A 13,488-nucleotide genomic window follows, 5' to 3' on the forward strand; every position below is an offset into this window, starting at 1 on the left:
CATGCTGACCTTCCTCGGCTTTGCCATGGTCATCACCTTCATGTACCTGATCATGACCAAGCGCCTGTCGGCCTTGATCGCGCTGATCCTGGTACCGATCCTGTTCGCCCTGTTCGGCGGTTTCTCCGCCAAGATCGGCCCCATGATGCTCGAAGGCATCAGCAAGCTCGCGCCAACCGGTGTGATGCTGATGTTCGCCATCCTCTATTTCGCCTTGATGATCGACTCCGGCCTGTTCGACCCGGCCGTGCGCAAGATCCTCAAACTGGTCAAGGGCGACCCGCTTAAAGTCTCTGTCGGTACCGCCGTGCTGGCCCTGGTGGTCTCGCTCGACGGCGACGGCGCTACCACCTACATGATCTGCTGCGCTGCGATGCTGCCGATGTACAGCCGCCTGGGCATGAGCCCGCGGATCATGGCCGGCCTGATCATCCTGGCCGGTGGGGTGATGAACATGACCCCGTGGGGTGGCCCGACCGCCCGCGCAGCCAGTGCCCTGCACGTAGACCCGTCGGACATTTTCGTACCGATGATCCCGGCCATGCTGTTCGGCGTGCTGGCAATTCTGGCCATCGCCTACATGTACGGCAAACGTGAACGTGCCCGCCTGGGTGAACTGCACCTGCCGACTGACGACATCGACCACAGCGAAATCACCGTTTCGCAGTACCCTGACGCGCGCCGGCCCAAATTGCTGTACTTCAACGGTGCCCTGACTGCTGCCCTGATGGTCGCACTGATTGCCGGTGTGCTGCCGCTGCCGGTGCTGTTCATGATTGCCTTCAGCATCGCCATGATCGTCAACTACCCGTGCCTGCAGCAGCAAAAGGACCGCATCGCCGCCCACGCTGGCAGCGTGCTGGCCGTGACCGGGCTGATCTTCGCCGCCGGTATCTTTACTGGCATCCTGTCGGGTACCGGCATGGTAGATGCCATGTCCAAGAGCCTGCTGGCCGTCATCCCGGAAGCACTGGGCCCTTACCTGGCGGTGATCACCGCGATCGTGAGCATGCCGTTCACCTTCTTCATGTCCAACGATGCCTTCTACTACGGCGTGCTGCCGGTACTGGCCGAAGCCGCCAGCCACTACGGCATCACCCCGGTGGAAATGGCCCGTGCATCGATCGTCGGGCAACCGGTACACCTGCTTAGCCCCTTGGTGCCGTCGACCTACCTGCTGGTGGCCCTGGCCGGCATCGAGTTTGGCGATCATCAGCGCTTCACGCTCAAGTGGGCAGTGCTGGTATGCCTGTGCATAATGTTCGCCGCGCTGCTGATGGGCATTTTCCCGCTGTTCAGTAGTCTTTAATAAACACGTATTAGTCTGACGCGACGCGCCTCAACAGGGGCGCGTCGCCTTTATCGTTTGAAGGAAAACACATGGAATGGCTGACCAGCCCGGAAATCTGGGTTGCCTTTTTCACCCTTACCGCGCTTGAGATCGTCCTCGGTATCGACAACATCATCATGATCTCGATCCTGGTCAGCCGCATGCCCAAGCACATGCAGCCGCGCACCCGGATCTTCGGCCTGGCCTTGGCCATGGTCACCCGTATCATGCTGCTGCTATCGATTACCTGGGTCATGCGCCTTACCGCCGACCTGTTCGTGGTATTCGGCCAAGGCATCTCCGGACGTGACCTGATCCTGTTCTTCGGTGGCCTGTTCCTGCTGTGGAAAAGCTCGCAAGAGATCTACCACGGCCTGGAAGGCGAGGACGAAAACGCCGAAGAGCCGAAAGGTGCGGGCGGCAAGTTCTTCTACACCATCATCCAGATCGCCATCATCGACATCGTGTTCTCGCTGGACTCGGTAATTACTGCGGTGGGTATGGTTTCCCACGTACCGGTGATGATTGCCGCCATCGTCGTTGCCGTGCTGGTGATGATGTTGTGCGCCGGCGCCATCAGCGATTTCATCGACAAGCACCCGTCGCTGAAGATGCTCGCGCTGTCGTTCCTGATCGTGGTCGGTACCGTGCTGATCGCCGAAGCGTTCGACGTGCATGTGCCGAAGGGCTACGTCTACTTCGCCATGGCCTTCTCGCTGGCGGTGGAAGCCATCAACATCCGCATGCGCACCGCCGCGGCTCGCAAGGAAGGCAAAGAGCATGACCCGGTGAAACTGCGCAAGGACATTCCGGGTCAATAAGACCAGGAAGCGCAAAACACAAAGGGCCCTTCGCAGGGCCCTTTTTCATGTCTGATCGGTTTCAAACACATGACAGCCATGCGAAGCTGGCGACAGCTGCGCAAAACAACTAAAGCTTTGAGTGAGCACCGAAAATTCTTCAAACGCTCACGTTTCTTTTCTTGGCCCGCTGGGCCAGTGCAACAGGGGGCTTTCGCCATGCTGACCCTGCTCAACCTGCTCTCGGCCGTGACGCTTCTGGTCTGGGGCACCCACATCGTACGTACCGGCATTCTCCGCGTGTTCGGCTCGAACCTGCGGCGCATCATCAGCCAGAACATGGACAAGCGCCCGCTGGCGTTCATTGCCGGCATACTGGTCACGGCCATGGTGCAGAGCAGTAACGCCACGGCCATGCTGGTCACGTCCTTCGTCGGCCAGGGCCTGATGGCCATGACCCCGGCCCTGGCGATCATGCTGGGTGCCGATGTGGGTACCGCGCTGATGGCCCGGGTACTCACTTTCGACCTGTCCTGGCTATCACCCTTGCTGATATTCCTGGGCGTGATCTTCTTCCTCTCGCGCAAGCAGACCCGGGCTGGCCAGCTGGGCCGTGTCGGTATCGGGCTTGGCCTGATCATTCTGGCATTGGAGCTGATCGTGCAGGCAGCTGCGCCGATCACTCACGCCCAAGGCGTGAAAGTGCTGTTTGCTTCGCTGACCGGCGACATCATGCTCGACGCCCTGGTCGGCGCCATGTTCGCCATGATTTCCTATTCCAGCCTCGCCGCCGTGCTGCTTACCGCAACACTGGCCGGTGCCGAGGTCATCAGCCTGCCAGTGGCCATCGGCCTGGTGGTCGGTGCCAACATCGGTAGCGGGTTGCTGGCCTTTATCAGCACCAGCATGCAGAACGCTGCCGGGCGCCGCGTGGCGTTGGGCAGCTTGCTCTACAAGCTGATCGGCCTGCTGCTGATCATCCCTGTGCTGCACCCCTTGGTGGAGTGGATGGACTCGCTCAGCTTCAGCCCGCAAGAGCTGGTCATCGGCTTCCATCTGCTCTACAACACCTTGCGCTGCCTGCTCATGCTGCCCACGGTCAAACTCATGGGCCGGCTGTGCAACAGCCTGCTGCCCGAGCGGGAAAACGGCAACGGCCAGATCCGCCCGCGCCACCTCGACGCCTCGGCGCTGGAAACACCCAGCCTGGCGCTTGCCAACGCTGCCCGCGAAACCCTGCGCCTGGGCGATATCGTCGACAGCCTGCTTGAAGCCATGCTGGGTGCCCTGCGCGGCACCCAGACCGCCCTGCCACAGCAGGTTCGCGCCCTGGGTGAAGATGCCGAGGCCCTTTATAGCGCCATCAAGCTCTACCTTGCGCAGATGTCGCGCGAAGACCTCAGCGAGCAGGACAACCGCCGCTGGGCCGAGATCATCGAGCTGGCCATCAACCTCAAGCTCGCCTGCGACCTCATCGAGCGCATGTTGCGCAAGGTCCAGCAGCAGAAAACCAGCCAGCGCCGGGAGTTTTCCCAGGTGGGGCTGGAAGAACTGACCGGGCTGCAAGAGCAATTGTTAGCCAACCTGCGCCTTGGCCTGTCGGTATTCCTTAGCGCCGACCCGGAAAGCGCCCGCTTGCTACTCAAGGAAAAACGCCGTTTTCGCGCCCAGGAACGGCGCCTGGCGCATGCCCACGTCAGCCGCTTGCAGCGTAAGGTGGTGCAAAGCATCGAAACCAGTTCGCTACACTTGGAGCTGATCGCCGACATGAAGCGGTTGAACTCTTTGTTCTGCAGCAGTGCCTATGTGGTACTGGGCGGCTCCGACACCGGCGGGCTGATGCTCGACAGCGTGCCGGACGAAGCCCGCCTGCCGTGAATGCCTACCTGAGGACCGAAGCTCGCCCATGCGTTGCCTGATGTTCGTTTGCCTGCTGATCTGCAGCCTGCCCTCATTGGCCCTCGACCGCTCGCGGGTTGAGGGCTACCTGCTGCCCAACGGCCTGCAGGTCATTCTGAAAAACGGCTACGAACGCGACCATGTGGCGATTCGCCTGGTGGTCGGGGTGGGCCTGGACGACTTCGATTGCGAACAGAAAGAGCTGCCGCATCTGCTTGAGCACCTGCTGTTCAGCGGCATCGACGAAACCGGCGAGGGCGGCCTGGAAGAGCGCCTGCAATCGCTCGGCGGCGAGTGGAATGCCTACACCAGCAGCGCCGACACCACGTTTGTCATCGAAGCCCCCGCACGCAACCAGCGCAAAGTGCTCGACCTGCTGCTGGCGATAATCCGCGACACCCGTATCGATGCCAAAGGCCTGGCCACTGCCAAGCGCATCATCGAGCGCGAAGATGGCGGCCACTATGGGCACCTGCAGCGCTGGCTCGACCGCCAGGATATCGGCCACCCTGCCAGTGACCAGCTGGCGACCGAGCTGGGCCTGAAATGCCCCGAGCGGTCCAATATCGACGACATGACCCTGGAGCAGGTACAAGCCTTGCGTGACCGCTGGTACGCCGCCAACAACATGACCCTGATCATGGTCGGCGGCCTCGATCGCTTGCTGCCAGCCTACCTGGAACGCACCTTTGGCGAACTGCCAGCCACCGAGCCGGAAGAGCGCCGCAACCTGGAAAGCATCACCCATCAGGCCGAGCAGCGCCGCGACCTGACCCGGGGCTGGCTGGGCGATAGCGTCAAGCTGCATTGGCTGTTCATCGAGCCGGTGCTGGACAACGACCATCAGGCCACGCTCGACCTGCTGTCGCGTTACCTGGACTGGGCGCTGTACGACCAGCTACGCCTGCGCAACGGGCTGTCCTACGGGCCATCGGTGCAGCGTGAAAGCTTTGGCGATACCGGCCTGCTCAGCCTCAATGCCGACCTGGAACGCGACGACATCGACAAGGCGGTGAAGGTGATGCAGGCGTTGTTCGAGCACCTGCGCAAGGAAGGCCTCGACCCGGACACCTTCGCCCGCGTCAAGGACGCCAGCGTTGCCAAGGAAAGCTGGAGCACCCAGGGCAACAGCGCCCTGGCCGACTACTACTGGGGGGCACTGAACGACTACACCGACGGGCGCTTTGCCAACCCGGTGCGCAAGTTGCGGCAGGTTAGCCTGGAGCAGGCCAATGAGGCGCTGAAGGCGTTGCTGAAGGAAGAGGGTTACCTGCGTATCGAGAAGCCATTGCTCGGCTATGACGAGCTGTACGGGCTGGCCGCTCTGGTGGTGGGGCTGATATTGGCGGCCGGGTTGCTGCGCTGGCGGCGGCATGGCCCGCAACGGCCGAGTGGTGCTACACGACAGCGGTAGATCAGCGGTATCCTTTTGCCAGTACCGGCCTCTTCGCGGGCACGCCCGCTCCCACAGTGACCGCGTTATCGCTGAACCCTGTGGGAGCGGGCATGCCCGCGAAAGGGCCGGCACAGCCACCTCATCCTTTTTGTTGTAGCCCCTAATGCCCCAAATACCCCGCATAGTCCTGCGCATCATCGAACTGCTCAAACGCTACCCCGGCATCATCGCGCTCTGTGGTTTCCTCTCTGGTATCGGCAGTTTCATCCTGGTCGACCGCCAGGCCGGCCTGGCCAGCTGGGTAGCTGTGCTCATGCTGGTCAGCTGGGTCTGGCTGATGCTGGAGAACACCCTGACCGGCCTCTTCGCCCGCACCTTCAATCGCGAAATCCCGCAGCCGCTGCTGCGCTACGCGACGCAGATGATCCACCAGGAAACGCTGTTCTTCGTGCTGCCGTTCTTCTTCATCACCACCACCTGGAACAGCGGCCAGCTGGTGTTTACCGGTTTGCTCGGCGCCGCAGGCCTGATTTCGATCACCGACCCGCTTTATTACAAGTGGCTGGCGCCTCGGCGCTGGCTGTTCCTGGCGCTGCATACCCTGACATTGTTTGCCGCCCTGCTGACCGCGCTGCCGATCATCCTGCACCTGACCACCGCGCAAAGCTTCAAGCTGGCGCTGATCGCCGCCATGGCCCTGTCGTTCCCCAGCCTGGCCAGCAGCTTCCCGATCAACACCTGGCGGCGCGGCGTCGCCCTGGTGCTGGTTACCCTGTCGGTGGGTGCCGGGGGCTGGCTGCTGCGTTCCTGGGTGCCGCCGGCCACCCTGTGGATGACCGAGGTGGCGGTGAGCACCGAAGTGCTGAATCGCCAACCCGGCGATTCGCTGGACGAAATTGCCGCCAGCCGCATTCGCAGCAGCGGCCTGTATGCCTACACCGCCATCAACGCACCGCGCGGCCTGAACGAGCGGATTTACCACGTGTGGCAAAAAGACGGCAAAGAGGTCGACCGCATTGCCCTGGACATCCACGGCGGGCGCAAGGAGGGCTACCGGGCCTGGACCCACAAGCAGAACTTCCCGCCAAACCCGGTGGGCAAATGGCAGGTGCGGGTGCTGACCGAGGATGGCCAGGTAATTGGCGTGCTGCGCTTCAAGGTGGTCGATGACGCACCGGCACAGTGATTGAAAGGGGGCCGCTTTGCGGCCTCCAAACCCAACAGACAGCACATAATCACCAAACAGCCCATGCCTGCTGCGCTATGATCAGCCCCTAAGCCTTAGCGCCGAGTCAGTAGCATGGAGCCAATGACCACCCCCAGTGCCACCCTGGACACCAGCAGCCAGCCGGCCTGCCTGCGCATAACCGGTGACTGGACCCTGACGCACTACGCCAGCCTCAAGCGCGAGAGCGAACGCCTGCGAGCGCAGTCCACCACCGACACCGTCGCCGACCTCAGCCAGTTGGGCCGCCTGGACACTGCGGGCGCCTCGTTGCTGGCCGAACTGCTGGGTTCCGAGCGCCTGTCCCACTGCACCCAAGACCTGCCCGAAGCCAGCCGTGCGCTGCTCAAGAACGTTTACTGTTCGGTGCAGGACTACTGCATCCCGGTCAAGGAACCCGAGCGCAACGTGCTGATGTTGCTGCTGGAACGCATCGGCCGCGCCGTCGGCACGCTGTGGCAGGACAGCATGCAATTGCTAGGCTTTGTCGGCGTGATCCTCGAAACCTTGCTGCGTCGTGCCCTGCAACCACACCGCTGGCGCATTACCCCGGTTGTGGCCCACATCGAGCAGACCGGCCTGGACGCGGCCCCTATCGTCGCCTTGCTGACCTTCCTGGTGGGTGCGGTGGTGGCCTTTCTCGGCGCCACGGTGCTGGCCGACTTCGGTGCAACGGTCTTCACGGTCGACCTGGTGGCATTCTCGTTCCTGCGCGAATTCGCTGTGCTGCTCACCGCCATCCTCATGGCCGGCCGCACCGCCAGCGCGTTCACCGCGCAGATCGGCTCGATGAAGGCCAACGAGGAAATCGACGCCATCCGCACCCTGGGCCTGAACCCGATGGAACTGCTGGTGGTTCCACGGGTACTTGCACTGCTGATCTCACTGCCACTGCTCACCTTCGTCGCGATGATTTGCGGCATTGTCGGTGGCGCAGTGGTATGCGCCCTGACGCTGGATATCTCACCGGCCATGTTCCTGTCACTGCTGCAAAGCGACATCGGCGTGCAGCACTTCCTGGTGGGCCTGGCCAAGGCGCCGTTCTTCGCCTTCCTTATCGCCGCCATCGGCTGCCTGGAAGGCTTCAAGGTCAGTGGCAGCGCCGAGTCGGTAGGCGCGCATACAACATCGGCAGTGGTGCAGTCGATTTTCGTGGTCATCGTGCTGGACGCGGTGGCTGCCCTGTTCTTCATGGAGATGGGCTGGTGAGTGGCCAGGAAACCGTTATCGAGGCGCGCGGCATCTGCAACCGCTTCGGCCGCCAGGTGGTGCATGAAAACCTCGACCTGGACCTGTACCGCGGCGAAATCCTCGCCGTGGTAGGTGGTTCGGGCAGCGGCAAGTCGGTGCTGCTGCGCAGCATCATTGGCCTGCGCCGGCCCAACGAAGGGCAGATCAAGGTGTTTGGCCAGGACCTCGCGGGCCTGCGTGAAGAGCAGCGTTCCCTGGTCGAGCGGCGCTTTGGCGTGTTGTTCCAGAAGGGCGCGCTGTTCTCTTCGCTGACCGTTACCGAGAACGTGGCCTTGCCGCTGATCGAGCACGCCGGGCTGTCCCGCGCCGACGCCGAACACCTGGCCGGCGTGAAGCTGGCCCTGGCCGGGCTGCCGATATCCGCCGCCGACAAGTACCCGTCTTCGTTGTCGGGGGGCATGATCAAACGTGCCGCGCTGGCCCGGGCCCTGGCACTGGACCCTGACATCCTGTTCCTCGATGAACCCACCGCAGGCCTGGACCCGATCGGCGCTGCCGCGTTCGACCAGCTGATCCTTACCCTGCGCGATGCCCTTGGCCTGTCGGTGTTTCTCATCACCCACGACCTCGACACCCTGTACACCATCACCGACCGCATCGCGGTGCTGTCACAAAAGAAGGTTTTGGTGGCCGGCCCGCTGGCTGAAGTCGAGCAGACCAACGACGCCTGGATTCAAGAATACTTTCATGGCCCCCGCGGGCGTGCAGCCGAGCAGGCCGCCACCCGTGCCGGGCAGGAGCGCTGAGCAATGGAAACCCGAGCCCATCACGTACTAATCGGCCTGGTCACCGTCCTGGTGGTAGCCGGCGCCATGTTGTTTGGCCTGTGGCTGACCAAGTCCAGTGTCGACGACGCGTTCAAGGACTACGAAGTGGTGTTCAACGAGGCCGTTTCCGGCCTGTCCCGTGGCAGCCCGGTGCAGTACAACGGCATCAAGGTGGGCGATGTGTCCACCTTGCGCCTGGACCCGAAAGACCCGCGACGGGTACTGGCCCGCGTTCGCCTGAGCGGCGATACCCCGGTGAAGGAAGACACCCAGGCCAAGCTGACCCTGGCCGGCGTGACCGGCAACGCGTTCATCCAGCTCAGCGGCGGCACGCCACAGAGCCCCGAGCTGAAGGGCAAGGACGGCAAGCTGCCGGTCATCATCGCCTCGCCGTCACCCATCTCGCGCCTGCTCAATGACAGCAGCGACCTGGTCACCAACATCAACATGCTGTTGCACAATGCCAACCAGATGTTCTCCGAAGACAATATCGGCCACCTCAGCAGCACCTTGGCCAACCTCGACAAGACCACCGGCGCCTTCGCCGGCCAACACGGCAGCATCGCCGAGGCCATCGAGCAACTGGTGCAGGTAGGCAAGCAGGCCAGCGCCACCCTGGCCGAAACCCAAACGCTGATGCGCAATGCCAACGGCCTGCTGGGCAGCGAAGGCAAACAGGCGATCGGCAGCGCCGAGCAGGCCATGCAGTCGCTGGCCGAAAGCACTGCCACCATCAACAATCTGCTGAAAAACAACAGCGAGGCCATCGGCGACGGCGCCCAGGGCCTGAATCAGCTCACACCTGCCATTCGCGAACTGCGCGAAACCCTTAACGCACTTAAAGGTATTTCCCGGCAACTGGAGGCCGACCCCAGCGGCTACCTGCTCGGCCGCGACAACAACAAGGAGTTCCAGCCATGAAACCGTCGCTGCGCCTGCTGGCCCTGGCGGCCGCCCTGAGCCTGGCCAGTGCCTGCTCGATCCTGCCCAAGAGCGAACCCGTCGACCTCTATCGCTTGCCGGTTAACCAGCCCAGCCGCATGGCAGCGCCGCTGGACTGGTCATTGCGGCTGAACAAGCCGCTGGCCAGTGAAGTGCTGGCCGGCCCGCGCATTGCCGTGATTCCACAGGGCGATGTGGTCAGCAGCTACAAAGGTGCGCGCTGGAGCGATGCGGCCCCGGTGCTGCTGCGCAACCGCCTGCTCGATGGTTTCCAGCGTGATGGCCAGGTACAGCGCCTGAGCGCCGACGACAGCAACCTGCAGGCCGACTACGAGCTGGCAGGCGAGCTGCAGGCATTCCAGAGTGAGTACCGCCCGGGCGGCGCGGTGGAGGTGGTGATTCGCTATGACGCTCGGCTGGTTCAGGGCCGCAACCAGCGCATCCTCGCCAGCAAGCGTTTCGAGATCCGCCAGCCGCTGGCCGACAAGCAGGTGTCAGCGGTGGTCGCCGGTTTCGGCCAGGCCAGCGACCAGCTGGTGGGGCAAGTTGTGACCTGGACCGTCGACCAGGCCAGCCAGGCACAACGCAAGGTTCAGGCGAAGAACCAGTAGCAGACGAAGATCGCAGCGACCACGCCTGAGAACTCGGCCAGCAGTGCGCAACCGACCGCGTGGCGCACGCGCTGGATACCCACCGCGCCAAAGTACACGGCCAGCACGTAGAAGGTCGTTTCAGTACTGCCCTGGATGGTCGCCGCTACCAGGGCCGGGAAGCTGTCTACACCCTGCGTCTGCATGGTCTCGATCAGCATGGCCCGCGCCGCGCTGCCAGAGAACGGCTTGACCAGTGCTGTGGGCAGGCCCTCGACGAAGCGGGTGTCCAGGCCCAGCCAGTTCACCGCATGGCGGATACCGTCCAGGGCCAGCTCCAGGGCGCCTGAAGCACGCAGTACACCCACCGCCACCAGCATCGCCACCAGGTAGGGCAGCAGGTTCTTGGCCACATCGAAGCCTTCCTTGGCCCCTTCGACAAAGGCTTCATACACCTTCACCCGCTTCAGGGCGCCAATCACCAGGAACAGCATGATCACGCCAAACAGTGTGAGGTTGCCCAGGATCGACGACAGGCTGGCCAGCGCGGCGGCCGACAGGGTGCCGAGAAACGCCATGAAGCCTCCCAGCAGCAACGCGCCGGGAATGAAGTAGGCGAGCACCACCGGGTCCCACAGACGCAGGCGCTGCATCACCGCCACCGACAGCAGGCCGACCAGGGTCGAGACACTGGTGGCCAGCAGGATGGGCAGGAACACCATGGTCGGGTCTGGCGCGCCTTGCTGGGCCCGGTACATGAAGATGGTCACCGGCAGCAGCGTCAGCGACGAGGCGTTGAGCACCAGAAACAGGATCTGCGCGTTGCTGGCTGTGGTGCTGCTGGGGTTGAGCTCCTGCAGCGAGCGCATGGCCTTCAGGCCAATCGGGGTGGCGGCGTTGTCCAGCCCCAGGCCGTTGGCCGCGAAGTTCATGGTGATCAGGCCCAGGGCAGGGTGGCCGGGCGGCACTTCCGGCATCAGGCGAGCGAACAGCGGGCCCAGCACCTTGGCCAGCCATTCGACGATACCGGCCTTTTCGGCGATCTTGAGAAAGCCCAGCCACAGGGTCAGTGTGCCGAACAGCAGCACCATCACCTCGACCGACAGCTTGGCCATGGCGAAGATGCTTTCGACCATTGCCGCGAAGATCCCGGCATTACCACCCACCAGCCATTGGGCCAGGGCGGACACTGCCGCCACCAGGAAAAAGCCAAGCCAAAGGCCGTTGAGCATCCGCGTATTCCCCCTGAAAAATGCCCGAATGATAGCGGAAGTTGCTTGTACCGGGGCCTGCGATCCAGACAGACAACAAAAAGCCCCGACAAGTCGGGGCTTTTTGTCACAGCTATCAGGCTTAGCGCTTGGCGGCCTCGCCAACCACTGCGGCTTCCTGCTTGTCGGCCATCAGCGAGGCGTAGTACTTCTCGCCCTTGGCGGCGTCGTACATGCCTTCCCAACGCGCGATGACCAGTGCTGCCAGGGCGTTGCCTACAACGTTCAGCGCGGTACGGGCCATGTCCATGATGCGGTCGACACCGGCGATGAAGGCCAGGCCTTCCAGCGGGATACCCACGCTGCCCAGGGTGGCCAGCAGCACCACGAACGATACGCCCGGCACACCAGCGATGCCTTTGGAGGTGACCATCAGGGTCAGCACCAGCAGCAGCTGCTGGCTCCACGACAGGTCGATACCGTAGAGCTGGGCGATGAAGATGGCCGCGATGCTCTGGTACAGGGTCGAACCGTCGAGGTTGAAGGAGTAACCGGTCGGTACCACGAACGAACAGATCGACTTCGGCGCGCCGTACTTCTCCATCTTCTCGATCACGCGCGGCAGCACGGTTTCGGAGCTGGAGGTGGAGTAGGCCAGAATCAGCTCATCTTTCATGATGCGCATGATCTTGATCACCGAGAAGCCGAACACGCGGGCAACCAGGCCCAGCACCATGAAGGCGAAGAAGGCGATGGCGAAGTACACCAGCAGTACCAGCTTGGCCAGCGGCAGCAGCGAGCTGAAGCCGAAGTTGGCCACGGTCACGGCGATCAGGGCGAACACGCCGATCGGGGCGTAGTTCATGATCATGTGGGTGACCTTGAACATGGTTTCCGATACGGCCTGGAAGGTGCGTACCAACGGGTCGCGCAGCTCGGCCTGCAGGCTCGACAGGCCCAGGCCGAACATGACCGAGAAGAAGATGATCGGCAGCATTTCGCCACGCATCAGCGCTGCGAAGATGTTCGACGGGATCAGGTTCAGCAAGGTCTCGATGAACGCGTGCTCATGCTGTACCTCGGCCGCAGTGGCCTGGTACTTGGAGATGTCCACGGTACCCAGGGTGCTCATGTCGATGCCGGCGCCCGGGTGGAACAGGTTGGCCAACACCAGGCCCACGACGATGGCGATGGTGGTCACCACTTCGAAGTAGATGATGGTCTTCAGGCCGATGCTGCCCAGTTTCTTCGCATCGCCAACCCCGGCGATACCCACGATCAACGACGAAATCACGATCGGGACGACGATCATCTTGATCAGGCGAATGAAGATGTCACCGGCGGGCTGGAGGACGTTGCTGATCCACCATGCCTTTTCTGCACTGAAATGATTCAGTAGCGCGCCGATTGCAACGCCCAGGACCAGACCGATGACGATCTGCCAGGCGAGGCTCAGTTTTGCCTTCTTCATGTCTTTACCCTTTGTTCTAGTGGTCATGGCACCCGACGAAAACACGCGTAACAGAGCCATCGGCAAGGCCTCTGGCTTCAAGCGCACCCGTCTGGCGACTTCATGTAAGGACACCGCAGGCGAGCGACAGGGCGCTCTGACCAGCGAAAAAGGCGGCAACTATTGCGATGGGAAAGGGGGAAATCTAATGCCGGAAGCGCATGCCCCATGCCGATCATGCATAATGTTTCATGCTAAAACAGGGGGTTCGCAAGTGCTTGATTTATAACGTTCGGAATCCCGAACAAGACCAAACCGCCATATTTCGGCAGATTTGACGGTACACAAAGGGCATGAAAGATGGCTTGTTCGACAATCCGAATGGCCGAAATGCCACTTGAAGAAGGACCTGCAAGGCCGAAAAAAATTTGATGTACGGTCGAGACAAAATGTGTCTCAGGGATGAAATCGCGCAAGGAAGAGGGCGATTCCTACATGGCTCCTCGGAAGTCAGGTCTGGTCAGGTATCCCTGTGACACCGCCGACCTGATACTTCCGATTCCGCCTTTCCTGACCCGGCCCATCGCTGGAGGCACTCCCTGTACCCCTAGGCCACTCCGATCCTGC

General features: G+C 62.4%; 11 protein-coding genes. 9 read left to right on the top strand and 2 right to left on the bottom strand.

Going from position 1 to position 13,488, the window contains the following annotated elements:
• The first annotated feature begins 1 nt into the window (after position 1).
• The 9 genes from A0O30_RS15145 (at position 2) to A0O30_RS15190 (ending at position 10,221) form a co-directional block, all read left to right on the top strand.
• Positions 2-1,309, top strand: a complete 1,308-nt coding sequence (locus A0O30_RS15145; RefSeq protein WP_016712867.1) for a CitMHS family transporter — start codon at positions 2-4, stop codon at positions 1,307-1,309.
• Between the two features lie 71 nt (positions 1,310-1,380).
• Complete coding sequence (locus A0O30_RS15150; protein ID WP_105947049.1) at positions 1,381-2,151, top strand: TerC family protein; 771 nt, start codon at positions 1,381-1,383, stop codon at positions 2,149-2,151.
• A 198-nt stretch (positions 2,152-2,349) separates the two neighbouring features.
• Entirely contained in the window at positions 2,350-4,008 is a 1,659-nt protein-coding gene (locus A0O30_RS15155) for a Na/Pi cotransporter family protein (protein WP_060499806.1), read from the top strand.
• A 28-nt stretch (positions 4,009-4,036) separates the two neighbouring features.
• Complete coding sequence (locus tag A0O30_RS15160; protein ID WP_105947050.1) at positions 4,037-5,443, top strand: pitrilysin family protein; 1,407 nt, start codon at positions 4,037-4,039, stop codon at positions 5,441-5,443.
• A 145-nt stretch (positions 5,444-5,588) separates the two neighbouring features.
• Positions 5,589-6,611, top strand: coding sequence for a DUF5924 family protein (locus tag A0O30_RS15170; RefSeq protein WP_105947052.1), 1,023 nt, complete (start codon positions 5,589-5,591; stop codon positions 6,609-6,611).
• A gap of 114 nt (positions 6,612-6,725) precedes the next feature.
• Positions 6,726-7,859 carry an ABC transporter permease gene (locus A0O30_RS15175; RefSeq protein WP_105947053.1) on the top strand — a complete coding sequence of 378 codons (1,134 nt, stop codon included), beginning with the start codon at positions 6,726-6,728 and terminating at the stop codon, positions 7,857-7,859.
• Entirely contained in the window at positions 7,856-8,647 is a 792-nt protein-coding gene (locus A0O30_RS15180; protein ID WP_105947054.1) for an ABC transporter ATP-binding protein, read from the top strand. The genes A0O30_RS15175 and A0O30_RS15180 overlap by 4 nt, the downstream gene beginning before the upstream one ends.
• 3 nt (positions 8,648-8,650) lie before the next feature.
• A complete protein-coding gene (locus A0O30_RS15185; RefSeq protein ID WP_016712860.1) occupies positions 8,651-9,589 on the top strand; it encodes an MlaD family protein in 939 nt (312 codons plus the stop codon).
• Positions 9,586-10,221 (top strand): ABC-type transport auxiliary lipoprotein family protein, encoded by a 636-nt coding sequence (locus A0O30_RS15190; protein WP_105947055.1) that lies wholly within the window; start codon positions 9,586-9,588, stop codon positions 10,219-10,221. The genes A0O30_RS15185 and A0O30_RS15190 overlap by 4 nt, the downstream gene beginning before the upstream one ends.
• On the opposite strand, the gene A0O30_RS15195 is transcribed toward A0O30_RS15190, so the two are convergent.
• Both A0O30_RS15195 and gltP read right to left on the bottom strand, forming a co-directional pair.
• Positions 10,203-11,432 (bottom strand): nucleoside recognition domain-containing protein, encoded by a 1,230-nt coding sequence (locus A0O30_RS15195; protein WP_105947056.1) that lies wholly within the window; start codon positions 11,430-11,432, stop codon positions 10,203-10,205. The genes A0O30_RS15190 and A0O30_RS15195 overlap by 19 nt on opposite strands.
• Before the next feature lie 121 nt (positions 11,433-11,553).
• Positions 11,554-12,882, bottom strand: coding sequence for a glutamate/aspartate:proton symporter GltP (gene gltP / locus A0O30_RS15200; protein WP_016712857.1), 1,329 nt, complete (start codon positions 12,880-12,882; stop codon positions 11,554-11,556).
• Between the last annotated feature and the right edge of the window lie 606 nt (positions 12,883-13,488).

The sequence above is a fragment of the Pseudomonas sp. LLC-1 genome, from assembly GCF_002992185.1.
Lineage (GTDB): Bacteria > Pseudomonadota > Gammaproteobacteria > Pseudomonadales > Pseudomonadaceae > Aquipseudomonas > Aquipseudomonas monteilii.

Bases quoted from the DNA above. Each gene is read 5' to 3' on its own strand.
- A0O30_RS15145 (WP_016712867.1), top strand. From the start codon at position 2: ATGCTGACCTTCCTCGGCTTTGCCATGGTCATCACCTTCATGTACCTG.
- A0O30_RS15150 (WP_105947049.1), top strand. From the start codon at position 1,381: ATGGAATGGCTGACCAGCCCGGAAATCTGGGTTGCCTTTTTCACCCTT.
- A0O30_RS15155 (WP_060499806.1), top strand. From the start codon at position 2,350: ATGCTGACCCTGCTCAACCTGCTCTCGGCCGTGACGCTTCTGGTCTGG.
- A0O30_RS15160 (WP_105947050.1), top strand. From the start codon at position 4,037: ATGCGTTGCCTGATGTTCGTTTGCCTGCTGATCTGCAGCCTGCCCTCA.
- A0O30_RS15170 (WP_105947052.1), top strand. From the start codon at position 5,589: ATGCCCCAAATACCCCGCATAGTCCTGCGCATCATCGAACTGCTCAAA.
- A0O30_RS15175 (WP_105947053.1), top strand. From the start codon at position 6,726: ATGGAGCCAATGACCACCCCCAGTGCCACCCTGGACACCAGCAGCCAG.
- A0O30_RS15185 (WP_016712860.1), top strand. From the start codon at position 8,651: ATGGAAACCCGAGCCCATCACGTACTAATCGGCCTGGTCACCGTCCTG.
- A0O30_RS15190 (WP_105947055.1), top strand. From the start codon at position 9,586: ATGAAACCGTCGCTGCGCCTGCTGGCCCTGGCGGCCGCCCTGAGCCTG.
- A0O30_RS15195 (WP_105947056.1), bottom strand. From the start codon at position 11,432: ATGCTCAACGGCCTTTGGCTTGGCTTTTTCCTGGTGGCGGCAGTGTCC.
- gltP (WP_016712857.1), bottom strand. From the start codon at position 12,882: ATGAAGAAGGCAAAACTGAGCCTCGCCTGGCAGATCGTCATCGGTCTG.